This is a genomic window from Pseudomonas sp. SWRI50, assembly GCF_014269095.1.
GTDB classification, from domain to species: domain Bacteria; phylum Pseudomonadota; class Gammaproteobacteria; order Pseudomonadales; family Pseudomonadaceae; genus Aquipseudomonas; species Aquipseudomonas kermanshahensis.
In genome coordinates this window covers 26,888-51,032 of record NZ_JABWRW010000029.1, presented here as the reverse complement: position 1 = coordinate 51,032, position 24,145 = coordinate 26,888, and the positions used below count along the sequence as shown (strand labels likewise).

Genomic DNA, 24,145 nt, shown 5'->3' with positions numbered 1-24,145 from the left:
ACAAAGGGTTCAAAGCCCTTTAACACGTGGCGCCAACTCTATGTTCTGACAGGCGTTTTACCCACGCAAAAAACGAGTGACATTAAGCTAGCACGACCAAAGACAACTTTACACCGTCTGTCGCACATGGCGGGGCCATTTCGCTACAGAATGTGCCCTATCTTCGCGCATCAGGCGTCGACCATGGCCATCGCCTCCTCCACGTCCACTGCAACGAGGCGTGAGCAGCCCGGCTCATGCATCGTCACCCCCATCAATTGATCCGCCATCTCCATGGCAATCTTGTTATGGGTGATGTAGATGAACTGCACGCTTTCACTCATTTCCTTCACCAGCCTGGCGTAACGCCCGACGTTGGCATCGTCCAGCGGCGCATCGACTTCGTCGAGCATGCAGAACGGTGCGGGGTTCAACTTGAAAATGGCGAACACCAGCGCCAGGGCGGTCAGTGCCTTCTCGCCACCGGACAGCAGATGGATGGTGCTGTTCTTCTTGCCCGGGGGTCGCGCCATGATCGTTACCCCTGTATCGAGTAGATCTTCGCCCGTCAGTTCCAGATAAGCGCTGCCACCACCGAAAACTTTTGGAAAAAGTGCCTGTAATCCGGCATTTATCTGATCAAAGGTATCTTTGAAGCGGTTGCGCGTTTCCTTGTCGATCTTGCGGATGACGTTTTCCAGCGTCTCCAAGGCCTCGACCAGGTCGGCGTTCTGGGCGTCCAGGTAGCGCTTGCGTTCGGACTGCTGCTCGTACTCTTCGATGGCCGCCAGGTTGATCGCGCCCAGGCGCTGGATACGCGCCTCGGTCTGCTCCAGCGCCTGTTCGGTGCTCTGTTCGGTGGCGTCCGCTTCAAGGGTGGCAAGCACGCCTTGCAGGTCGTAGCCGTCGGCCAGCAGTTGTTCCTGCAGGGTCTTGCGCCGCACATCCAGGCCCTGGCACTCCAGGCGTAGCTGCTCCAACTGGCCACGCAGCAGTTGGGCTTGCTGCTCGGCTTGGGTGCGGCGTTTTTCGGCGTCGCGCAGGGCGCGGTCGGCTTCGTCCATGTGCAGGCGCGCCTGGCGCATTTCTTCGTCGACGCTCATGCGCCGCTCCAGCAGCTCTTCGAGCTTGAGGCGCAGCTCTTCGAGGGGCGCTGCGCCCTCCTCCAGGTTCAGGCTCAGTTGCTCCTGGCGTTCGGTCAGGCGTGCTGCCTGCTGTTCCAGGCGCTCCAGGGCCTGATGGGTGGAGTCGTGCTGGGCACGCAGCGAGCCTAGGCGCACGGCCAACTGATGGGCGTGGTCCTTGTGCTGACGGGCCTCCTGACGGATGCGGTCAAGGCCTTCGCGCAGGGTATCGCGGCGAGCCATCAACTGTTCGCGCTGCTCGGTGTCCTGGGCCATCAGGTCCAGGGCTTCTTGCAGCACCAGCCGCGCCTCACCCAGTTGCTCGTGCTCCAGGGCGCGCTGTTCTTGCAGCTCGGTCAGCTCTTCGTGCAGGCGGCGGCGACGCAATTCGACTTGCTCGGCACGGGCCCGGCTGGCCGACAGGCTGGCCTTGAGCTCGCCGTGCTGGCGGCTTTCTTCCTGGGTGCGGCGGCGCAGTTGCTCGCGCTGTTCTTCCAGGCCCAATTGCTGCTCGCGCAAATCCTGCAGCTGTTGCTCAAGGTGCTCCAGGGCGGCTTCCTGCTCCAGCTGTTGCTGGCCCAAGCGCTCGATCTCCTGGCCACGGGCCAACACCCCGCCTTCGGCCTCGCCGCCTCGGCTGACCCGCAAAAAATGCCGGCCAACCCAATAACCATCGCGGCTAACCAGGCTTTGCCCTTCAGCCAGGGTCGCACGCAGTGCCAGCGCCTGGGCCAGGTCATCGACCGGCTTGACCTGCCCCAGCCAGGGGGTCAGGTCGGTACGCCCTTCGACTTTATCCAGCAGGCTGCCCGCCAGCCGCGCACCCTCGCCACTTGCCAGCAGCAAGCGCAACTCGCCTTGCTCCAGGTCGGCAAAAGCGAGGTTGTTGAAATCATCAACCAGCACGGCCTGCAGATCGGCGCCAAGCACCGTCTCCACGGCCAGCTCCCAGCCCGGCTCGACCCGCAGCCCTTCGGCCAGGCGCGGGCGCTGTGCCAGGCCCTGCTCGCGCAACCAGTCTGAGGCGCCCACGCCCGGCTCCAGCGCGGCCTGCTGCAAGGCCTCCAGCGATGCCAACCGCCCGCCCAGGCGCTGCAGGTCACCCTGCGCCTGTTGTTGCGCCTGGGTGGCCTTCTGCAATTGCTCACGCGTGCCTTCGAGTTGCTCGACCACTTGCTCTTCGGACAGTTGCAACGTTTCGAGCAGCATCTCGCTGCTGGCCAACTGCTCGGACAGCTCGACCAGGGCCGCGTCCTGCGGCTCGGCACCTAACAGGTCGCGCTCTTCCCCCAGCTTGCGCTGGCGCTCCGACAAGCGTTCCAGGCTGGCTTCAAGCTGCTGCAGGCGGGACTGTTGCACCTCTGCCTGACGGCGGGGCTCGGCGGACCGGGTGTTGAAGGTGTCCCATTGTTCTTGCCAGCCGTGCATGCCCAGCTCGGCTTCTTCGAGGGTGGCGGCGGCTTCTTCGGCGGCCGCCAGGGTCATTTCCTGTTCCGGCTCGAGCATGGCCAGTTCTTCGCCGAGGGTGGCCAACAAAGTGCGGTCATGGCCCAGGTGGGACTCGGTCTCCAAGCGCGTGCGCTCAGCTTCCTTGAAGTCGTCCTGCAACTGGCGAAGGCGCTGCTGGCCGTGCTGGATGCTCTGTTCGACCCGGGCAATATCGCCCGCTACTGAATAGAAGCGGCCCTGCACCTGGTTGAAGCGCTCGGACAATTCGTGGTGGCCATCGCGCAGGCGCTCGATACTCGCGTCGGCGTTGCGCTGCTCGGCCACCAAGGCCTCGTGAGACACGTCCTGATCACCGATCACCGCCTCGCGCTGACGTACGCGTTCGTCCAGGTCGCGCCAGCGCAGGGCCGACAAGCGGGCTTTCAGCTGGCGTTCCTGGGCCTTGTACTCACGGTACTTTTCGGCTGCCTGGGCCTGACGGTGCAAGCGTTCGAGCTGGCGTTCGAGCTCGTCACGCAAGTCGGTCAGGCGCGCCAGGTTTTCCTGGGTGCGGCGGATGCGGTTCTCGGTCTCGCGGCGGCGCTCCTTGTACTTGGAGATGCCCGCCGCTTCTTCAATGAAGTTGCGCAGCTCTTCGGGCTTGGCTTCGATCAGTTTGGAGATCATGCCCTGCTCGATGATCGAGTAGCTGCGCGGCCCAAGGCCGGTGCCAAGGAAAATATCGGTGATGTCCCGGCGACGGCATTTTGCGCCGTTGAGGTAATAGCTGTTCTGCGCGTCGCGGGTCACCTTGCGGCGGATGGAGATTTCAGCGTAAGCCGCGTACTCCCCGACCAAGGTGTTGTCGCTGTTGTCGAACACCAGCTCGATACTGGCCTGGCTGACCGGTTTGCGGCTGGTGGAGCCGTTGAAGATGACGTCGGTCATCGACTCGCCACGCAGGTTCTTCGCCGAACTTTCGCCCATCACCCAGCGCACCGCGTCGATGATGTTGGATTTGCCGCAACCGTTGGGGCCTACCACGGCCGCCATGTTGCTGGGGAAGTTGACCGTGGTGGGGTCGACGAACGACTTGAACCCGGCCAGGCGAATGCACTTGAGGCGCATCGTCAGGCCCGGGCCAACGCCGCCAGCACCAGCTCACAGCTGCGCTGGCAATAGGCGGTGAGCACCTCGCGAATGCGCGGCAGGTCGCGGGCGACCACGGCCTCGAGCAGGCGCGCGAACAGCTCCAGGTAGTCGTCCGTGCTGGCCTGGCGTTGGTCCAGGGCCAGGTAGTAGGCGCGGCTCATGGCCGGCTGCAGGTTTTCGACGGTTTCCTGCAGGTACGGGTTGTCGGCGAACGGGTAGGCAGCCCGCATGACGGCGAAGCTTTCGGCGACGAAGGCCTTGATGTCTTGCTGGTCGCGGGCATGCTGCAAGCGCTGCTGGATCTCCAGAAACGGGCGCAAGTCGGCCTCCAGGCGCCATTTTTGTGCAACGGCGTTGCCCAGCAGGATATAGAACTCACCCATCAAGTTGCACAGGCTGCGCACGCTGCGCTCGTCCAACTTGGTCACATGCGCACCGCGACGCGGCAAGATCGCTACCAAATGCCGACGCTCGAGGATCAACAGCGCTTCACGCACCGAGCCGCGGCTGACATTCAGCGCCTGGGTAACCTTCTGCTCCTGAATGCGCTCGCCCGGCGCCAGCTCGCCGCGAATAATGCGTTCGGCCAGGTAATCGGCAATCTGCTCGGAGAGGCTGTCCGGGGCCTTGAACGTCATGGTTTTCCTTCAAAATCATTGAACTGGGCACAAGGGGCGGATTGTAGCGTACTTGACCCGCACTCGCGCAGAGGGGCCTTGCGCTTTATTTGACCTGCCAGGCAGCTGCCTGCACGGCGCGATCTATGCTTGTGATATGGGCAATGTGTTCGGCCGGGTGTAGACATACGCATTTTCCTGACCTTTGAGTCAGAAAAATATTGACCAGCTCGTCAGGTCTGCTTATTGTCCGCCCAACAACAATAAAACCATTGCGAGGCCATCCCCGTGATCCAGTTTCTCGTCAACCAGGAGCTGCGTAATGAGCACGCCCTGGACCCGAACATGACGGTGCTGCAATACCTGCGCGAGCACCTGGGCAAACCCGGCACCAAGGAAGGCTGCGCCAGCGGTGACTGCGGTGCGTGTACCGTGGTGGTGGGTGAATTGACCCAGGACGACCAGGGCCAGGATACCCTGCGCTACCGTAGCCTGAATTCGTGCTTGACGTTCGTTTCGTCACTGCACGGCAAGCAGTTGATCAGCGTCGAAGGCCTCAAGCACCAAGGTGAACTGCACAGCGTGCAAAAAGCCATGGCCGACTGCCATGGCTCGCAATGCGGCTTCTGCACCCCAGGCTTTGTCATGTCGCTGTTCGCCCTGCAGAAAAACAGCCAAGGCGCCGACGTGCATCAGGCCCAGGAAGCCTTGGCCGGCAACCTGTGCCGCTGCACCGGCTACCGGCCGATCCTCGATGCCGCCGAGCAAAGCTGCCGCCAGCCTTGCCGCGATCAGTTCGACGCCCAGCAGGCCCAAACCATCAGCCGCCTCAAGGCCATTGCGCCAACCCAGACCGGCGAGCTCAACAGCGGCGACAAACGCTGCCTGGTGCCGCTGACCGTGGCCGACCTGGCCGACCTGTACAGCTCGCACCCCGAAGCACGTCTGCTGGCCGGTGGTACCGACCTGGCGCTGGAAGTGACCCAGTTCCACAAGACCCTGCCGGTGATGATCTATGTCGGCCATGTGGCCGAGCTCAAGCGCATCGACAAAACCGCCAGCCACCTGGAAATCGGCGCGGCTACCCCGCTCACTGACTGCTACGAGGCGCTCAACGCCGAGTACCCTGATTTCGGCGACCTGTTGCACCGCTTCGCCTCGCTGCAGATTCGCAACCAGGGCACCTTGGGCGGCAATATCGGCAACGCGTCGCCGATTGGTGACTCGCCGCCCCTGCTGATCGCCCTGGATGCGCAGGTGGTGCTGCGCCAAGGCGAACGTCAGCGCACCCTGGCGCTGGAGGATTACTTCATCGACTACCGCATCACCGCGCGCCAGGACAGCGAGTTCATCGAGAAGATCATCGTGCCGCGCGCCAGTGAGGATTGGGCCTTCCGCGCCTATAAAGTGTCCAAGCGCCTGGATGACGACATCTCTGCCGTGTGCGCAGCGTTCAACCTGAGCATCGAGAACGGCGTGGTCAGCGGTGTGCGTATCGCCTTCGGTGGCATGGCCGCGATCCCCAAACGCGCCCGCGCCTGCGAAGCAGCCCTGCGCGGCAAGCCATGGAACCAGGCCAGCATCGAGCGCGCCTGCCAGGCCCTGGCCGAAGACTTCACCCCGCTCAGCGACTTCCGCGCCAGCAAGGAATACCGCCTGCTGACAGCACAGAACCTGCTGCGCAAGTACTTCATCGAACAGCAAACGCCGCACATCGAAACCCGGGTGACCGCTTATGTCTAACCATCACGTAGCCAAGAGCCAGGCCGAGATGGCCGAACTGTTCAGCCAGGACCTGACCACCGGGGTCGGCCGCAGCGTCAAGCACGACAGCGCCGACAAGCACGTGGCCGGCGAAGCGGTGTACATCGATGACCGCCTCGAATTTCCCAACCAGTTGCACGTCTATGCGCGCACCGCCGACCGTGCCCATGCGCGCATCCTGCGCATCGACACCACGCCGTGCTATGCCTTCGAAGGCGTGCGCATCGCCATCACCCACGAAGACATCCCGGGCCTGAAGGACATCGGCCCAGTCGTAGCCGGTGACCCGCTGCTGGCCATCGACAAGGTCGAGTTCTTTGGTCAACCGGTGCTCGCCGTGGCCGCCCGTGACCTGGAAACCGCCCGCCGCGCCGCCATGGCGGCCATCGTCGAGTACGAAGACCTGGAGCCGGTACTGGATGTGGTCGAAGCGTTGCGCAAGAAGCACTTCGTGCTCGACAGCCACACCCACCAACGCGGCGACTCGGCCGCGGCCTTGGCCAGTGCTCCGCATCGCCTGCAAGGTACCTTGCACATTGGCGGCCAGGAGCACTTCTACCTGGAGACGCAGATTTCTTCGGTGATGCCCACCGAGGACGGCGGCATGATCGTCTACTGCTCCACGCAAAACCCCACCGAGGTGCAGAAGCTGGTGGCCGAAGTGCTGGACGTGCCGATGAACAAGGTCGTCCTCGACATGCGCCGCATGGGTGGTGGTTTCGGCGGCAAGGAAACCCAGGCCGCCAGCCCGGCCTGCCTGTGCGCGGTCATTGCGCGCCTGACCGGCCTGCCGACCAAGATGCGCCTGCCGCGCGTTGAAGACATGACCATGACCGGCAAGCGTCACCCGTTTTATGTCGAGTACGACGTCGGCTTCGATGACAACGGCCGCCTGCACGGCATCAACTTCGACCTAGCCGGCAACTGCGGCTACTCGCCCGACCTGTCCGGCTCGATCGTCGACCGCGCCATGTTCCACTCCGACAACGCCTATTACCTGGGCGATGCCACCGTGCATGGCCACCGCTGCAAGACCAACACCGCCTCCAACACCGCCTACCGCGGCTTCGGCGGCCCACAGGGCATGGTCGCCATCGAACAGGTGATGGATCACATCGCCCGCCACCTGGGCCGTGACCCGCTGGCCGTGCGCAAAGCCAACTATTACGGCAAGACCGAGCGCAACGTCACCCACTACTACCAGACCGTCGAGCACAACATGCTCGACGAGATGACCGCCGACCTGGAAGCCAGCAGCGATTACGCCGAACGCCGTGAGTCGATCCGCCGGTTCAATGCCAACAGCCCGATCCTCAAGAAGGGCCTGGCGCTGACTCCGGTCAAATTCGGCATCTCGTTCACCGCCACCTTCCTCAACCAGGCGGGGGCGCTGATCCACATTTACACCGACGGCAGCATCCACCTGAACCACGGCGGCACCGAGATGGGCCAGGGCCTGAATACCAAAGTCGCCCAGGTGGTCGCGCAGATCTTCCAGGTCGATTTCGACCGTATCCAGATCACCGCCACCAACACCGACAAGGTGCCCAACACCTCGCCTACCGCGGCCTCCAGCGGCGCCGACCTGAACGGCAAGGCAGCGCAAAACGCCGCCGAGATCCTCAAGAAGCGCCTGACCGAATTCGCCGCGCGGCACTACCAGGTGACCGAAGAGGACGTCGAGTTCCGCAATGGCCATGTGCGCGTGCGCGACCAGATCGTCAGCTTCGAGCAACTGGTGCAGCAGGCGTACTTCGCCCAGGTGTCGCTGTCGAGCACCGGCTTCTACCGCACGCCGAAAATCTTCTACGACCGCAGCCAGGCCCGCGGCCGGCCGTTCTACTACTTCGCCTTTGGCGCGGCCTGCGTGGAAGTGATCGTCGACACCCTGACCGGCGAGTACAAGATGCTGCGCGCCGACATCCTGCATGACGTGGGCGACTCGCTAAACCCGGCCATCGACATCGGCCAGGTCGAAGGCGGCTTCATCCAGGGCATGGGGTGGCTGACCACCGAGGAACTGGTGTGGAATGCCAAGGGCAAACTGATGACCAACGGCCCGGCCAGCTACAAGATCCCGGCAGTAGCCGACATGCCGCTGGACATGCGCGTGAAACTGGTGGAAAACCGCAAGAACCCGGAGGACACGGTGTTCCATTCCAAGGCCGTGGGCGAGCCGCCGTTCATGCTCGGCATCGCCGCCTGGTGTGCGATCAAGGACGCCGTGGCGAGCCTGGCCGACTACCGCGTGCAGCCGAACATCGACGCACCGGCGACCCCGGAGCGCGTGTTGTGGGGCTGTGAGCAGATGCGCAAGGAAGTGGCTCAGCAACAATCTGCCGAACAAGAACTGGAAACCGTGACTCACTGACATCGCGTAACCCTGTGGGAGCGGGCTTGCCCCGCGAATACGAGGGTGTGGCCACTGCCGCATTCGCGGGGCAAGCCCGCTCCCACAAGGACAATGTCAGCCTTCAAGAGAGGTTGAATCATGCACCAATGGATCAACGCCCTCGCCGACCACCAGTCCCGTGGCGAACCCTGCGTACTGGTCACCATCATCGAGGAACGCGGCTCTACCCCGCGCAACGCCGGCTCGAAAATGGTCGTCAGTGCCACCGCGCTGTTCGACACCATCGGCGGCGGCCACCTGGAATACAAGGCCCTGCACATCGCCCGGCAGATGCTCGAAGCACAACGCACCACCCCGCACCTGGAGCGCTTCAGCCTCGGTGCCAGCCTCGGCCAGTGCTGCGGCGGCGTCACCGTGCTGCTGTTCGAACCGATGGCCGCAGTGCAGGCGCAGATCGCGGTGTTCGGTGCGGGCCATGTCGGCCGCGCTCTGGTACCCTTGCTCGCCGCGCTGCCCTGCCGGGTGCGCTGGATCGATTCGCGCGAACAGGAATTCCCCGAGCTCATCCCCCCTGGGGTGACCAAGGTGGTCAACGAGGAGCCGGTCGATGAAGTGGCCGAGCTGCCAGCCGGTTGCTATTGCATCGTCATGACCCATAACCACCAGCTCGACCTAGAACTGACCGCCGCCATTCTCAAGCGCAACGATTTCACCTGGTTCGGCCTGATCGGCTCGAAGACCAAACGGGCCAAGTTCGAGCACCGCCTGCGCGAGCGCGGCTACGACGCTGCCGTCATGGCCCGCATGCGCTGCCCGATGGGCATTGCCGAGGTCAAGGGCAAGCTGCCGATCGAGATCGCCGTGTCCATCGCCGCGGAAATCATTGCCACCTACAACGCCTGCTTCGGCCAGCATGACGCTGCCGCCAACGCCGGCCCCATTGCCCAGTTGCTGCCGCCCTCCCGGCGCAGCCAAGCCATTTGACGAGCGCTTTATGACCGCAACCCGCAAAGCCTACCGTGCCGCCATCCTGCACAGCATCGCCGACCCGGCCGAGGTCGGCCTGGAGGCCTCCCATGAATACTACGAAGACGGCCTGCTGGTGGTCGACGATGGCCGCATCAGCGCCATCGGCCACGCCAGCGAGCTGCTGCCGACCCTGGATGCCGGTATCGACGTGGTGCATTACCAGGATGCCCTGATCACCCCGGGCTTCATCGATACCCATATTCACTTCCCACAGACCGGCATGATCGGCTCCTACGGCGAACAGCTGCTGGACTGGCTCAACACCTACACCTTCCCGTGCGAAAAACAGTTCGCCGACAAGGGCCACGCCGACCAGGTCGCGAAAATCTTCCTCAAGGAACTGCTGCGCAACGGCACCACCACGGCCCTGGTGTTCGGCAGCGTGCACCCGGAGTCGGTCAACGCCTTGTTCGAAGAAGCCGAACGGCTCGACCTGCGGATGATCGCCGGCAAGGTGATGATGGACCGCAATGCCCCTGATTACCTGACCGACACGGCCGAGTCTGGTTACACCGAAAGCAAGGCACTGATCGAGCGCTGGCACGGCAAGGGCCGCCTGCACTATGCGGTCACCCCGCGTTTCGCACCGACCAGCACCCCAGCGCAACTGACCCTGGCCGGCCAATTGCTCAAGGAGCACCCGGGCGTGTACCTGCACACGCACCTGTCGGAGAACCTCAAGGAAATCGACTGGGTCAAGTCGCTGTTCCCCGAGCAGAAAGGCTACCTGGACGTCTATGACCACTTCGAGCTGCTGGGTGAGCGCTCGGTGTTCGCCCACGGCGTGCACCTGTGCGACGACGAGTGCCAGCGCCTGGCCGAAACCGGCTCGGCCGTGGCCTTCTGCCCGACCTCCAACCTGTTCCTGGGCAGCGGTTTGTTCAACCTGCCCCAGGCCGAGCGCTTCAAGGTCAACGTTGGCCTGGGCACCGACGTGGGCGCCGGCACCAGCTTCTCGCTGCTCAACACACTGAACGAGGCGTACAAGGTCATGCAACTGCAGGGCGCACGCCTGCACCCGTACAAGTCGCTGTACCTGGCCACCCTCGGCGGCGCCCGCGCACTGCGCTTGGACGACCGCATTGGTAGCCTGCGCGCCGGCAACGATGCCGACTTCGTGGTGCTCGACTACAAGGCCACGCCGCTGATGGACTACCGTATTCAGCAGTCCAACAGCATCGAAGAGACCCTGTTCGTGCTCACCACCCTGGGCGATGACCGCACCGTGCGCGAAACCTACGCCGCTGGGCGTTGCGTGCACCAGCGCTAAGGCTCTTTCGCCAGGCCCCGGTACAACGCGCCGCCGATCGCTGCCCCGATCAGCGGCGCCAGCCAGAACAGCCACAGCTGCTGCAGGGCCCAACCACCGACGAACAGTGCCGGCCCCGTGCTACGCGCGGGGTTGACCGAGGTATTGGTCACCGGGATCGAGATCAGGTGGATCAGGGTCAGGGCCAGGCCGATGGCAATCGGCGCAAAGCCTGCCGGGGCGCGGGCATCGGTGGCCCCCATGATCACCACCAGGAACATCGCCGTCATCACCACCTCACTGACAAACCCCGCCCCCAGCGAATAGCCGCCGGGCGAGTGATCGGCGTAGCCGTTAGACGCCAACCCCGACGACAGCTCGAAACCGGCCTTGCCGCTGGCGATGAAATAGATCACCGCTGCCGCAAGGATGGCGCCAATCACCTGGGCGATGACGTAGGGCAGCAGTTCTTTGGCGGGGAAGCGCCCGCCCACCACCAGCCCGAACGACACGGCGGGGTTGAGATGACAGCCAGAGATGTGACCGATGGCGAACGCCATGGTCAGGACAGTGAGGCCGAACGCGAAGGCGACACCGAGAACGCCGATGCCGAGCGGAGAACTGGCTGCGATTACCGCACTGCCACAGCCACCGAGGACCAGCCAGAAGGTGCCGATCAGTTCGGCCCCCATGCGTGTACCGAGGGACATGCTCATGAACCCTTTCCTCAAGAAGTTGAACGCAACGAATGCGCAAGCCCAACTGCTTGATGAAGGTTTGCTCACAAGAATTTAGCAGACGTTTGGTTTATGGCCAGTAACGACCAGGGGCCGCTTCGCGCCCCATTCGCAGCACAAGGCTGCTCCTACAAAGGATCGCGTAACCCCTGTAGGAGCAGCCTTGTGCTGCGAATGGGGCGCGAAGCGGCCCCCTCGTTCATACAAGCAAACGATCAACCCTTGGCAGCAACCTTGGGCTTTTTCAACAGATGCGAAAACACCGCATGCAGATCGTCCGAGGCACTTTCTTCGTCCAGGTTCAGCTTGCTGTCGATGTGGTCCATGTGATGCATCATCAGGCTTACCGCCTGCTCGGCGTCACGCGCCTCGATGGCATCGATCAGCTGCATGTGCTCGTCGTACGAGCAATGCGAGCGGTTGCCGCTTTCGTACTGGGCAATGATCAGCGAGGTCTGCGACACCAGGCTGCGCTGGAAACTGACCAACGGCGCATTACCCGCCGCCTCGGCCAGCTTCAGGTGGAATTCGCCAGACAGGCGGATGCCCGCGCCGCGGTCACCACGGGAGAAACTGTCACGCTCCTCACGCACCATCTGACGCAGCTCGTTGAGCTGATCGAGGGTAGCGTGCTGCACGGCCAGTTCGGTGATGGCGCGTTCGACCATGCGCCGCGAGAAGAACACTTGGCGTGCCTCTTCCACCGTCGGGCTGGCCACCACCGCACCGCGGTTGGGCCGCAGCAGCACCACGCTTTCGTGGGCCAGGCGCGACAGGGCGCGACGGATGATGGTACGGCTGACACCAAAGATCTCGCCCAGCGCTTCCTCGCTCAACTTGGTGCCCGGCGCCAGACGCTGTTCGAGGATCGCCTCGAAAATATGCGCGTAGACGATGTCGTCCTGGGTACCGCTGCGCCCGGCCTTGCCAGCGCGCACAGGTTTTTTCAGAGGTTGCAGCTGTTCGTTCATGGGCTCTCGAGGCACGAAGGAAAGTATGGCGCCATTGTACACAGGCTGAGCCGTTTCTGCAGGTGGCCTTTTACCTATATAGCCGTTGTACTGCGCATTGCGCACACAAAAGATAAAACATTATTTGCTTTCTTTGTACACAAAAGCATAATCCACCGTGCAACTTCCTGACCCATAAGTCAACAAAACGGTCAGACGTCTGCCTTCCCTCGCGGAGCCGCCAAGTGCAAGCGCAGGACAATGGCTCCAAAACAACAAGAAAGACTTGAGGAGTACCCGCTGTGGAAAGCCGCAAATCCGAAGCCCCTACGCTGGATCTCGCCCCACCGCTCGAAACGAGCTGGCTGGAGCGGATTTTCAAACTCAAGCAACATGGCAGCACTGTCAAAACCGAAATGATCGCCGGGGTGACCACCTTTATCACCATGGCGTACATCATCTTCGTCAACCCCAACATCATGGCTGACGCCGGCATCGACCACGGCGCGGCGTTCGTCGCCACCTGCATCGCCGCCGCGCTGGGCTGCCTGCTGATGGGCCTGTACGCCAATTGGCCGGTGGGCCTGGCGCCCGGCATGGGCCTGAATGCGTTCTTCACCTACACCGTGGTCGGCACCATGGGCTACAACTGGGAAACGGCACTGGGCGCGGTGTTCGTCTCGGGTGTGCTGTTCATGTTCCTGACCTTGTCAAAAGTGCGCGAATGGCTGCTCAACAGCATCCCGGTGAGCCTGCGCCATGCAATGGGGGCCGGCGTCGGATTGTTTCTCGGGCTGATCGGCCTCAAGACTGCAGGCATCATCGTCGACAGCCCGGCCACGCTGATCAAGCTCGGTTCGCTGCATGAACCCGGCCCACTGCTGGCGGCGGTGTGCTTCCTGTCGATTGCCATCCTCAGTTACAAGCGGGTGTTCGGCGCGATCCTGATCAGCATCATCGGCGTCACCCTGGCCGGCTGGGGCCTGGGCCTGGTGAAATTTGGCGGGGTGATGTCGATGCCGCCGAGCCTGGCACCGACCTGGATGGCGATGGACGTGGCCGGCGTGTTCAACGTCAGCATGATCAGCGTGGTGCTGGCGTTCCTGTTCGTGCACATGTTCGACACCGCCGGCACCCTGATGGGCGTGGCGCAACGCGCCAACCTGGTGGCAGCGGATGGCCGCATCGAAAACCTGTCGCGGGCGTTGAAGGCCGACAGTGCTTCTAGCGTGTTCGGTGCCGTGGTCGGCGTGCCGCCTGTGACCAGCTATGTGGAAAGTGCTGCGGGGGTTGCGGCGGGTGGCCGTACGGGCCTGACTGCCGTCGTGGTCGGCCTGCTGTTCGTCGCCGCGATGTTCTTCGCGCCGTTGGCGGGGATGATTCCTGCCTATGCCACTGCCGGTGCGCTGATCTATGTAGCGATGCTGATGATGGGCAGCATGGCCCACATCCACTGGGACGAAGCCACCGACAGCATTCCGGCGATCGTCACGGTGATCATGATGCCGCTGACCTTCTCGGTCGCGGACGGTATTGCCCTGGGGTTCATTACCTATGTGGCGCTGAAGGCGGGGACTGGCAAGTACAAGGAAATCTCGGCCAGCCTGTGGGTGCTGTGTGCGATTTTCATTGCCAAATTCATATTCCTCTGACCTTCACAACACCAACAAAGGGCGCCTCGGCGCCCTTTGTAATGTCCTTCACCACACATTAACAGCTTCTCCCTGATATTATTGCCAGGTGCGCGGAAAATTGATATTTGATACAAAGTTACAACTACACCGTTAGCGCAACCGCTGGAGACAGCTCAGTGCACAAACGTATCTATACCCCATTTGGCCAAAGCACGTCTGGTCAAAGCCTATTGGCCTTCAATGGCGAGTTTCAAGATGGGCTTACCGGCCTTTATCCACTGGGTAACGGCCATCGTATGTACAGCCCGATCCTGATGAGATTCTTTAGCCCCGACAAGTTTAGCCCTTTCGACAAAGGTGGCTTGAACAGCTATGCGTACTGCGAATCAGACCCGGTCAATCGTACAGACCCGAGCGGCAGAATCTCCCTACCGCTCAAAACCGCTATTGAACTGCTGGCAGGAGGAGGGATTGTCGGGGGAGCAATAAAGGGCCGTGACTTCATCAGTGAAGTCATCACGACCAGCAAGCGAGCACTCACTCGCGGACCGATACCGCCTGAAAATTTCCCGGAGCACCGATATAACCTCTGGAGAAACGCGAACAAGGCTGACAAACCTTTCAACAACGCGGTGAACCGGGTGAACGAAAATCTGGGATCACACGGTGATGGCGCACTTTCAGCAACACAAGCCGCTTACTACACAGAAGGAACGTGGTCAGAGGACAGCAACACCACCCTGCATTTACATAGCACCGTCGGCTGGGCGCTGCAACTTGCGCAGACCGGAGATCCGGCAGCGGCGACCGGGTTCTTGTTCAATGCCAGCGCTACATTGATTTCAGGAGCTCTGGATCACATAGCCAACAAATCGGGAGCGATTTTCAGGGTTCCAGTCGGCGACGTACGTCAATAAAAAAAGCCTGCCAGTTGTGAGAGCAGGCCGAAGGACCATAGAAGATTCTTCTAGTCTCTTTACGAAAAGAGATGTCGCAAACACCGCATGGAACTATCCAGCGGGACCATAGCAGCAAAGATTTCGCGAGTTTGTCGACGCGTATCACGATCCGGCGGTTTTCTTTTAGCCAGCCTTTGCGCTCATCGAGCACAGCGGAATGACCGGTTACATTCGATATTGGTCGAAGTAGCGGCATAGCGCTTCGGCATTGTAGCCCCTGTTATAGCCATGGACCAAAGCGACCCGGCATTTCTCGCCAGGCAGCAACCGAGCATTGCACCCGAGCATGCCATCGAACTTCAACCGGTCATTCAGGCGCCCCCGGCCACGGCTTTCGCTGAAGAGATCAGCAAACACAGCCCAAGCATCATCCGAGAGTTCGTAACGCGTTGCCATCGCAGAATTCCTCTCCGTAGATGGCTGGAAACTCCACAAAAATTCAGCCCCCGAGGGGCACTGATTGGTTTCTCGGGATTACGTGGAGAACCCAGTACGTATGAGTGTTACGTCGACTCCGAGCTTATTCAGATGTTCCTTCACGAGGTTCAGGCTTTCTAAATCAGGCTGAAAGTGGCCAGAATGATTATTAATAGATATATTACCCTCTTTGTCTCTAATGATATAACCGGCGCTGATAGCTTTCTCGCCAAGACCTTTTGTGCCGTAACCCAGCCCTGAATATTCTCCGAGACTGGCATGACTCGGCATAGTTCCGCCTACCGGACCGCTGAAAACCACGACTTTTCGCTCAGTCGTGAATACGAACTTGTGTGCTTTTGACGGATTGAGCTGGGAGAAGCTGGCTTTGCTCTCCATCTCGCGATAGGTGATGTAGCTTGCCTTTACTGCTAGCTTCGCGTACGACATCTCATCGCCAAGAAGCCAGTGCTGAAGATTCGTGAACATCCCGTCCCGAACAGAAAACTTAAGATAGCTGGCTGCCAGAGTCGCTAAACGATCAGCCCCCTGAACTGCGGTCTTAAATAAAGCCGTTTTCCCACTGGGATCCAGCCCATTGACAGGGTCGTTCAGGCAGTAAGTATAAGCGTTGATGCCGCCTTTGAGGAAAGGGCTTAAGGCATCTGGGCTGATAAATCGCATCATGCGAGGGTTGTATATCCGGTGCCCATTTCCCAGTGCATAGCACTCCAGCGCAGCATGAAAAAACTGACCATTGAAGCCTAAAGCTCCGGCCGTCGCCGTTTTGGCGCTTCGGTAACCATAGGGCGAATACGCATTTCTTGTGTCCATCAGACCACATCCTCAAGTGCGACGGAAAACCCGATCATCCCTAACGCACCTGCAAGAATCTACTGACAAAAATATCAGTCGCGCGGTTGATTCCACCTGAGAAATTAAATACACCAGACGAAAAAAAGCCCGCCAGTGTGAGAGCGGGCCAAAGGACCTACGAAGATTCTTCTAGCGACCAACTAGCTTCCGCGATAGGTCGAATAGCTGTACGGCGAGATCAGCAGCGGCACGTGGTAATGCTCCTGTTTCTCGTCGATGCCAAAGCGCAGCACGACAACATCCAAAAACGCCTGGGCCGGCAGTTGCACACCGCGAGCGCGGTAGTAATCGCCAGCGCTGAACTGCAACTGGTAAACGCCCGTGCGGTAATCGTCACCCTGCAGCAACGGCGCATCAACACGGCCATCGCTATTGGTCAGGGCGGTGTTCACCAGCTCCAGCTGTTGGCCTTCGACACGGTACAGCTCGACCTTGATCGAGCTGCCCGGGCAGCCATGCGCGGCATCCAGTACGTGTGTGGTCAAACGTCCCATTGCTTGTCGCCTCTTGTTCAATCTGTGGGCAAAAAATACACGGCCATCATCACGCCAACCGGCCTGCGATGTGCGGGAATGACGTTATTAAGACATTCCATCGCCAAATTGTACACAATTTTTTGAACCCATCCGTCGCGGCCCAGGCAAACCCGCCAACAGTCGCAAATACAGGCACCGTGCCGAGGGCAACGTCATTAGCTGACCAATCAGGCAGGTTTATTGCAAGGGATTCTCAGGCGACAAAAGGGAAGAAATGCGGAAAAACAGGCTTACAAAAGATTTCAGAAGTTGTATACAATCAGCCCATCCGGTGGTGCGACATACCGACGCGGCCCGCCCACCCCGCACTAACACACAAGAAGGAAGACTGCAGTGAGCGCTGACTATCCTCGCGACCTGATCGGTTACGGCAACAACCCACCTCACCCGCAATGGCCGGGCAACGCCCGCATTGCCCTGTCTTTCGTCCTCAATTACGAAGAAGGTGGCGAGCGCAACATCCTGCACGGTGACAAAGAGTCCGAAGCCTTCCTGTCCGAGATGGTCGCCGCCCAGCCGTTGCAGGGCCAACGCAACATGAGCATGGAGTCGCTGTACGAGTATGGCAGCCGTGCCGGCGTGTGGCGCCTGCTCAAGCTGTTCAAGGACAGCGGCGTTCCGCTGACCGTGTTCGCCGTGGCCATGGCCGCCCAGCGCCACCCGGATGTGATCCGCGCCATGGTCGAAGCCGGCCACGAGATCTGCAGCCACGGCTACCGCTGGATCGACTACCAGAACATGGACGAGGCCCAAGAGCGCGAGCACATGCTCGAAGCCATCCGCATCCTCACCGAACTGACCGGCGAGCGCCCTGTGGGCTGGTACACCGGCCGCACCGGCCCGAATACCCGCCGCCTGGTGATGGAGGAAGGTGGTTTCCTCTATGACAGCGACACCTACGACGACGACCTGCCCTACTGGGAGCCGAACAACCCCACCGGCAAGCCGCACCTGGTGATCCCCTACACCCTGGACACCAACGACATGCGCTTCACCCAGGTACAAGGCTTCAACTGCGGCGAGCAGTTCTTCCAGTACCTCAAGGACGCCTTCGATGTGCTGTACGCCGAAGGCGCCGAAGCGCCGAAGATGCTCTCCATCGGCCTGCACTGCCGGCTGGTCGGCCGCCCGGCGCGCCTGGCCGCGCTCAAGCGCTTCGTCGACTACGCCAAGAGCCATGACCAGGTCTGGTTCGCCCGTCGCGCGGACATCGCCCGCCACTGGCACACCACCCACCCGTACAAGAAAGAGAACGCCTGATGACCGCTTTCAAGACCCTCACGCCATCGACCCTGGGCCGCGACGCCTTCGTCGCCGCCTTTGCCGACATCTACGAGCACTCGCCGTGGGTCGCTGAAAAAGCCTATGGCCTGGGCAACCTGAGCGAGCTGGACGAGATCGAAGTGCTGCACCAGCGCATGAGCGACATCCTGCTCAGCGCCAACCACGCCGACCAGCTGGCGCTGATCAACGCTCACCCGGACCTGGCCGGCAAAGCCGCCATCCAGGGCGAGCTGACCGAATCGAGCACCAACGAGCAGGCCGGCGCCGGTATCCACCAGTGCACCGCCGAAGAGTTCGCCCGTTTCACCGAACTCAACGACGCCTACAAGGCCAAGTTCCAGTTCCCCTTCATCATGGCCGTGAAGGGCAGCAACCGGCACCAGATTCTCGCCGCTTTCGAGAAACGCATCCACAACGACGCGGATGCCGAATTCAAGGAAGCCCTGGCGCAGATCAACCTGATCGCCCTGTTCCGTCTGCTGCAGCTGTAAGCAACAGCCGAACCTCATTCAGAAAACGAACAATAGAAGAGATAACCGCATGCGCACCCTGATGATCGAGCCCCTGACCAAAGAAGCCTTCGCCCCCTTCGGTGACGTGATCGAAACCGATGGCAGCGACCACTTCATGATCAACAACGGCTCGACCATGCGCTTTCACAAGCTCGCCACGGTCGAAACCGCCGAGCCTGAAGACAAAGCGATCATCAGCATCTTCCGCGCCGACGCGCTGGACATGCCGCTGACCGTACGCATGCTGGAACGCCATCCGCTGGGCAGCCAGGCTTTCATCCCGCTGCTCGGCAACCCCTTTCTGATCGTGGTCGCGCCCGTTGGCGATGCACCTGTATCAGGCTTGGTCCGCGCCTTCCGCAGTAACGGCAGGCAGGGCATCAATTACCATCGCGGCGTTTGGCACCACCCGGTGCTTACGATCGAAAAGCGGGATGATTTCCTGGTGGTTGATCGCAGTGGTTCTGGCAACAACTGCGATGAGCATTACTTCACCGAGGAACAGATGCTGATCCTCAATCCCCACCAATAAGAAAAGGTCGATCATCGTAAGGTGATCGGCAGAGGTACATACTGTGGAAGCACACCTTCACGAATGGCTGAACCTGAGCATTCGCTGGGTTCACATGATCACCGGTGTCGCCTGGATCGGTGCATCGTTCTACTTCGTCTGGCTGGAAAACAACCTGAACCGGAGCAATCCGCGTGACGGGCTGTCGGGTGACCTTTGGGCCATCCACGGCGGTGGTATCTACCACCTTGAAAAGTACAAGCTGGCACCCCCGAAAATGCCCGAGAACCTGCACTGGTTCAAATGGGAAGCCTACTTCACCTGGATGTCCGGTATCGCCTTGCTGTGCGTGGTGTTCTACTGGAACCCGACCCTGTACCTGCTGGCCCCTGGCAGCACCCTGAGCGGTGCCGAGGGCGTGGCCATTGGTATCGGTTCGCTGGTGGCCGGTTGGTTCATCTACGACCTGCTCTGCGACTCGCCGCTGGGCAAGCGCCCGGCATTGCTGGGTGGCGTGCTGTTCGTGCTGATCATCGCTGCGTGCTGGGGCTTCAGCCTGGTATTCAGCGGCCGTGGCGCATACCTGCACACCGGCGCGATCATCGGCACCATCATGGTCGGCAACGTGTTCCGCATCATCATGCCGGCCCAGCGCCAGCTGGTGGCTGCAATCGAGAACAACACCACGCCTGACCCACGCCTGCCGGCCAAAGGCCTGCTGCGTTCGCGTCACAACAACTACTTCACCCTGCCGGTGCTGTTCATCATGATCAGCAACCACTTCCCGAGCACCTACGGCAGCCAGTACAACTGGCTGATCCTGGCCGGCATTGCAGTGGCGGCGGTATTGATCCGTCACTACTTCAACACCCGCCATGACAGCAGCAAGTACGCCTGGACCCTGCCCGTCGGCGCTCTGGCGATGATCTGCCTGGCCTACGTCACCGGCCCCAAGCCGATGGCCGTCAGCCCTGAGCAAGCCGCCGCGAAGATCGAGTACCAGCCGCTGCCCGCCACCGCCGTCGGCGGCAAGACGGCTGCCGAGCTGCGCGCCGAGGAGGCCAGCAAGCCCGCCGAAGCCCCTGCGGCACCGGCGCCAGCCACTGCCCAGGCAAGCGGCGACAGCTTCGACAAGATCCACAATGTCATCCAGGAACGCTGCACCGTGTGCCACTCGTCCAAGCCGACCAGCCCACTGTTCAGCGCCGCCCCTGCCGGCGTGATGTTCGACACCCCGCAGCAGATCCAGGCACAAGCCGCGCGCATCCAGGCGCAAGCGGTCGCCAGCCAGATCATGCCGCTGGGCAACATCACCCAGATGACCACCGAAGAGCGCAAGCTCGTCGGTGACTGGATCGCCAAAGGCGCCCCGGTCAACTGACCCATCGGGCACACACCGCTCCCGGTGGGAGCGGGTTTACCCGCGAAGAGGCCGGCCTGTCCGGCCTCTGTTTCAAGGCAATACGCAACTAGCAAGCATCGAGCGCCCAGGCCTGCAGCCTGGCGCTTGGATCCGAGAATAAAAACAAAACTCGAGGTGCTGCATGTCCGAGTCACGCAAGGCGTACATTCCCGTTGCGCCGCCGCGTCAGCCTCTGCCCCTGTTCCAACTGATCCTGGTAGGCCTGCAACATGTGCTGTTGATGTACGGAGGCGCGATTGCCGTGCCTTTGATCATTGGCCAAGCCGCCGGATTGTCCCGTGAAGAAGTCGCCTTCCTGATCAACGCCGACCTGCTGGTCGCAGGCGTTGCCACCATCATCCAGTCGTTCGGTATCGGCCCGGTGGGCATCCGCATGCCCGTGATGATGGGCGCCAGCTTCGCTGCCGTCGGCAGCATGGTGGCCATGGCCGGCATGCCCGGCGTCGGCCTGCAGGGGATCTTCGGCGCGACCATCGCCGCCGGGTTCTTCGGCATGCTGATCGCGCCGTTCATGTCCAAGGTCGTACGCTTCTTCCCGCCCCTGGTTACCGGTACCGTCATCACCTCGATCGGCCTGTCGCTGTTCCCGGTCGCGGTCAACTGGGCCGGTGGCGGCCATGAGGCAGAAGCCTTCGGCTCGCCCATCTACCTGATGGTCGCAGGCCTGGTACTGGCCGTGATCCTGCTCATCAACCGCTTCATGCGTGGCTTTTGGGTCAACGTTTCGGTGTTGGTCGGCATGGGCCTGGGTTACATCCTGGCCGGCTCCATCGGCATGGTCGACCTGACCGGCCTGAAAGACGCACCGTGGCTGCAAGTGGTCACCCCACTGCACTTCGGCATGCCGACCTTCAGCCTGGCACCGATCCTGTCGATGTGCCTGGTGGTGGTGATCATCTTCGTCGAGTCCACGGGCATGTTCCTCGCCCTGGGCAAGGTGACCGATCGTGAAGTCACGCCTGGCATGCTGCGTCGCGGCCTGCTGTGCGATGCCGGCGCGTCGTTTGTCGCGGGCTTCTTCAACACCTTCACCCACTCCTCGTTCGCCCAGAACATCGGCCTGGTGCAGATGACCGGGGTACGCTGCCGCTACGTCACCGTGGTGGCCGGCGCGCTGTTGATCCTGCTCAGCCTGCTGCCCAAAGCGGCCTTCCTGATTGCTTCGATCCCGCCTGCGGTACTGGGCGGCGCGTCCATCGCCATGTTCGGCATGGTCACCGCCACCGGGATCAAGATCCTTCAAGAAGCAGACATCGGCGACCGTCGCAACCAGCTGCTGGTTGCGGTGAGTGTCGGTTTCGGGCTGATCCCCGTGGTACGCCCGGAGTTCTTCGCACAGATGCCGCAGTGGATGGAACCGATCACCCACAGTGGCATCGCCATGGCCACGGTAAGCGCCCTGGTGTTGAACGTGCTGTTCAACATCCTCGGGGGTGCCGACCGCGCGGCGCATAACGACGCCTGTCACCAGCACTGAGCCAGAGGGGGCGGCGCAATGGCCGCCCCTGACTCACACCCGCAGTAACCGCTACACCGTCGGCCCGCCGGAATGGGCCGCTCGGGGCGCCCCTGCGCGCTAAAAAAACCGCCAACAAAAACAATAAGTCCGGGAATCACGACATGAAGCGCATCACCACGTCCCTGTTATTGGGCAGCAGCCTGCTGGCCACCCTCCCCTCGCATGCAGGCGAATGGCTGCAATGGCACGGCGAAAGCCTGAGCTACCTGTACGGCAAGGACTTCAAGGTCAACCCTGATATTCAGCAGACCATCACGTTCGAGCACGCCAACAAATGGAAGTACGGCGACACCTTCATGTTCGTCGACAAGATTTTCTACAACGGCAAGGCCGACCGCAGCAAAGGCGTGACCACCTACTACGGTGAGTTCAGCCCACGCCTGTCGCTTGGCAAGATGACCGGCCATAAATTCGAATTCGGCCCGATCAAAGACGTGCTCATCGCCATGACCTACGAGCGTGGCGAAGGCGACAACGAGGCTTACCTGATCGGCCCCGGCTTCGACCTGGCCGTCCCCGGCTTCAACTACTTCACCTTGAACTTCTACGTGCGCAACACCGAGGGCAGCCGCCCCGGCGACAACGTCTGGCAGATCACCCCGGCCTGGTCGTACACCATTCCCGTGGGCAGGTCCGACATCCTCATCGACGGCTACATGGACTGGGTCGTGGACAACGACCAGACCCGCCGTGGCACCTACCACGCCAACTTGCAGTTCAACCCGCAGGTCAAGTACGACCTGGGCAAGGCGCTGAACCTGGGTGCCAAGCAGTTGTACGTGGGCTTTGAATACAGCTACTGGAAGGACAAATACGGCATCGACAGCCGTGGCAATGTGGACAGTAACCAGAGCGTTGCAAGCGCCTTGATCAAAGTCCATTTCTAATAACCTGACCAAACGCACAAGTTTGATTCACACCGCTCCAGGACGGAGCACTTGAGGACCGGCGCGCAAGCCAGTAATCTGCGCGCCCCCTCGATCAGGGCAGAACGGATTCTGCCTGCGTTTACTGACCGCTCAGTCAATGAATACGGGCGGTTGGCCAACGTGTTGCCAGCCTGAAAGACCCTTTTCATCCGTTCAGAACGAAGTCGAGCAGGAAGGTTGTGCCAGCCCGGAAAAGTTGGCTCAGCTCTTGCCAAACAGCTGTGGCCTATCGAAAAAAGCTGACTCAAAAGACAAAAACAGCGCCAACACCGAGCGCTGACAACAGATCAATCAAGGGAGCGACACTCGCAATGCGTACCATCAACAGCCTGATCCTCGCCGGCGGCCTGCTGGCCTGCGGCACCACCTTCGGCGGCGACCTGCTGCAGTGGCAGAACAACAGCCTCACCTACCTGTGGGGCAAGAACTTCAAGGTCAACCCCGAGATCCAGCAAACCGTGACCTTCGAGCACGCCGATGGCTGGAAGTACGGCGACAACTTCATTTTCGTCGACAAGATCTTCTACCAAGGCAAGAAAGACGCGGGTAACGGCCCCAACACCTACTACGGTGAAATCAGCCCACGCCTGTCGTTTGGCAAGATCTTCGACCAGAAGCTGGCGTTCGGCCCGGTCAAGGACGTGCTGCTGGCGATGACCTACGAGTTCGGCGAGGGTGATACCGAGTCCTACCTGATCGGCCCGGGCTTCGACCTGGACATCCCAGGCTTCGACTACTTCCAGCTGAACTTCTACCAGCGCACCACCGACGGCAGCCGCGCGGGTGACAACGTCTGGCAGATTACCCCGGTCTGGTCCTACACCATTCCAGTGGGCTCGTCCGACATCCTCATCGACGGCTTCATGGACTGGGTCGTGGACAACGACGAGAACCGTCGCGGCACCTACCAAGCCAACCTGCACTTCAACCCACAGGTCAAATATGACCTGGGCAAAGCATTGCACCTGGGTGAGAAGCAGCTGTATGTAGGTTTTGAGTACGATTACTGGAAGAACAAGTACGGCATCAAGGATTCCGATGCCTTTACCACTGACCAAAACACGGCGAGCTTCTTGGTAAAAGTACACTTCTGATCGTGAGGCTGCTCTGCAGCCCATCGCCGGCAAGCCGGCTCCTACAGAGATGGCGCCACGCCTGAGTTA

The 24,145-nt window shown here is 61.2% G+C and carries 19 protein-coding genes and 1 pseudogene; 13 read left to right on the top strand and 7 right to left on the bottom strand.

Features of this window, described 5'->3' with window-relative positions; all coding sequences use genetic code 11:
• Positions 1–170: 170 nt before the first annotated feature.
• Both smc and HU750_RS23450 read right to left on the bottom strand, forming a co-directional pair.
• On the bottom strand, positions 171–3,659 hold the full coding sequence (smc, locus tag HU750_RS23455; protein WP_186682699.1) for a chromosome segregation protein SMC: 3,489 nt from the start codon (positions 3,657–3,659) through the stop codon (positions 171–173).
• 2 nt (positions 3,660–3,661) lie between these two features.
• Positions 3,662–4,321, bottom strand: coding sequence for a GntR family transcriptional regulator (locus HU750_RS23450; protein WP_027592947.1), 660 nt, complete (start codon positions 4,319–4,321; stop codon positions 3,662–3,664).
• 267 nt (positions 4,322–4,588) lie between these two features.
• On the opposite strand from HU750_RS23450, the gene xdhA reads away from it, so the two are divergent.
• From xdhA to guaD, 4 genes are all read left to right on the top strand, one after another.
• Positions 4,589–6,043: a xanthine dehydrogenase small subunit gene (xdhA, locus tag HU750_RS23445; RefSeq protein ID WP_186682690.1), complete on the top strand. Its 1,455-nt coding sequence runs from the start codon at positions 4,589–4,591 to the stop codon at positions 6,041–6,043.
• Positions 6,036–8,435 carry a xanthine dehydrogenase molybdopterin binding subunit gene (gene xdhB, locus HU750_RS23440; RefSeq protein ID WP_186682688.1) on the top strand — a complete coding sequence of 800 codons (2,400 nt, stop codon included), beginning with the start codon at positions 6,036–6,038 and terminating at the stop codon, positions 8,433–8,435. Before xdhA ends, xdhB begins: the two co-directional genes overlap by 8 nt.
• Before the next feature lie 120 nt (positions 8,436–8,555).
• Positions 8,556–9,401, top strand: coding sequence for a xanthine dehydrogenase accessory protein XdhC (xdhC, locus tag HU750_RS23435; RefSeq protein ID WP_085272530.1), 846 nt, complete (start codon positions 8,556–8,558; stop codon positions 9,399–9,401).
• Positions 9,402–9,411: 10 nt separating this feature from the next.
• The gene (gene guaD / locus HU750_RS23430; RefSeq protein ID WP_186682686.1) at positions 9,412–10,716 is read left to right on the top strand and encodes a guanine deaminase; all 1,305 of its coding nucleotides are present in this window, start codon (positions 9,412–9,414) and stop codon (positions 10,714–10,716) included.
• On the opposite strand, the gene aqpZ is transcribed toward guaD, so the two are convergent.
• Positions 10,713–11,411: an aquaporin Z gene (gene aqpZ, locus HU750_RS23425; RefSeq protein ID WP_027592952.1), complete on the bottom strand. Its 699-nt coding sequence runs from the start codon at positions 11,409–11,411 to the stop codon at positions 10,713–10,715. The two genes, guaD and aqpZ, sit on opposite strands and share 4 nt — an antisense overlap.
• 236 nt (positions 11,412–11,647) lie before the next feature.
• The gene (locus HU750_RS23420; RefSeq protein WP_186682684.1) at positions 11,648–12,403 is read right to left on the bottom strand and encodes a GntR family transcriptional regulator; all 756 of its coding nucleotides are present in this window, start codon (positions 12,401–12,403) and stop codon (positions 11,648–11,650) included.
• Between the two features lie 281 nt (positions 12,404–12,684).
• On the opposite strand from HU750_RS23420, the gene HU750_RS23415 reads away from it, so the two are divergent.
• On the top strand, positions 12,685–14,034 hold the full coding sequence (locus tag HU750_RS23415) for a solute carrier family 23 protein (RefSeq protein ID WP_186682682.1): 1,350 nt from the start codon (positions 12,685–12,687) through the stop codon (positions 14,032–14,034).
• A gap of 158 nt (positions 14,035–14,192) precedes the next feature.
• Positions 14,193–14,933 (top strand): RHS repeat-associated core domain-containing protein, encoded by a 741-nt coding sequence (locus HU750_RS27435; RefSeq protein WP_339549969.1) that lies wholly within the window; start codon positions 14,193–14,195, stop codon positions 14,931–14,933.
• A gap of 59 nt (positions 14,934–14,992) precedes the next feature.
• Here the strand turns inward: HU750_RS27435 and HU750_RS27235 are convergent.
• From HU750_RS27235 to uraH, 3 genes and pseudogenes are all read right to left on the bottom strand, one after another.
• Positions 14,993–15,197, bottom strand: a pseudogene (locus tag HU750_RS27235) (IS5/IS1182 family transposase); the annotation flags it as partial.
• A 252-nt stretch (positions 15,198–15,449) separates the two neighbouring features.
• A complete protein-coding gene (locus HU750_RS23400; protein ID WP_186682675.1) occupies positions 15,450–16,226 on the bottom strand; it encodes an RHS repeat-associated core domain-containing protein in 777 nt (258 codons plus the stop codon).
• A 182-nt stretch (positions 16,227–16,408) separates the two neighbouring features.
• Positions 16,409–16,762 carry a hydroxyisourate hydrolase gene (uraH, locus tag HU750_RS23395; protein WP_027592955.1) on the bottom strand — a complete coding sequence of 118 codons (354 nt, stop codon included), beginning with the start codon at positions 16,760–16,762 and terminating at the stop codon, positions 16,409–16,411.
• A gap of 375 nt (positions 16,763–17,137) precedes the next feature.
• Between uraH and puuE the strand changes: the two genes are divergently transcribed.
• From puuE to HU750_RS23360, 7 genes are all read left to right on the top strand, one after another.
• A complete protein-coding gene (gene puuE, locus HU750_RS23390) occupies positions 17,138–18,064 on the top strand; it encodes an allantoinase PuuE (protein ID WP_027592956.1) in 927 nt (308 codons plus the stop codon).
• Positions 18,064–18,579, top strand: a complete 516-nt coding sequence (uraD, locus tag HU750_RS23385; RefSeq protein ID WP_027592957.1) for a 2-oxo-4-hydroxy-4-carboxy-5-ureidoimidazoline decarboxylase — start codon at positions 18,064–18,066, stop codon at positions 18,577–18,579. Before puuE ends, uraD begins: the two co-directional genes overlap by 1 nt.
• A gap of 49 nt (positions 18,580–18,628) precedes the next feature.
• Positions 18,629–19,132: an ureidoglycolate lyase gene (locus HU750_RS23380; RefSeq protein WP_027592958.1), complete on the top strand. Its 504-nt coding sequence runs from the start codon at positions 18,629–18,631 to the stop codon at positions 19,130–19,132.
• A 43-nt stretch (positions 19,133–19,175) separates the two neighbouring features.
• The gene (locus HU750_RS23375; protein ID WP_027592959.1) at positions 19,176–20,492 is read left to right on the top strand and encodes a urate hydroxylase PuuD; all 1,317 of its coding nucleotides are present in this window, start codon (positions 19,176–19,178) and stop codon (positions 20,490–20,492) included.
• A 163-nt stretch (positions 20,493–20,655) separates the two neighbouring features.
• Positions 20,656–22,011: a nucleobase:cation symporter-2 family protein gene (locus HU750_RS23370; protein WP_027592960.1), complete on the top strand. Its 1,356-nt coding sequence runs from the start codon at positions 20,656–20,658 to the stop codon at positions 22,009–22,011.
• A 143-nt stretch (positions 22,012–22,154) separates the two neighbouring features.
• Entirely contained in the window at positions 22,155–22,940 is a 786-nt protein-coding gene (locus HU750_RS23365; RefSeq protein ID WP_085272528.1) for an outer membrane protein OmpK, read from the top strand.
• A gap of 353 nt (positions 22,941–23,293) precedes the next feature.
• Positions 23,294–24,076 (top strand): outer membrane protein OmpK, encoded by a 783-nt coding sequence (locus HU750_RS23360; RefSeq protein ID WP_027592962.1) that lies wholly within the window; start codon positions 23,294–23,296, stop codon positions 24,074–24,076.
• Positions 24,077–24,145 lie beyond the last annotated feature (69 nt).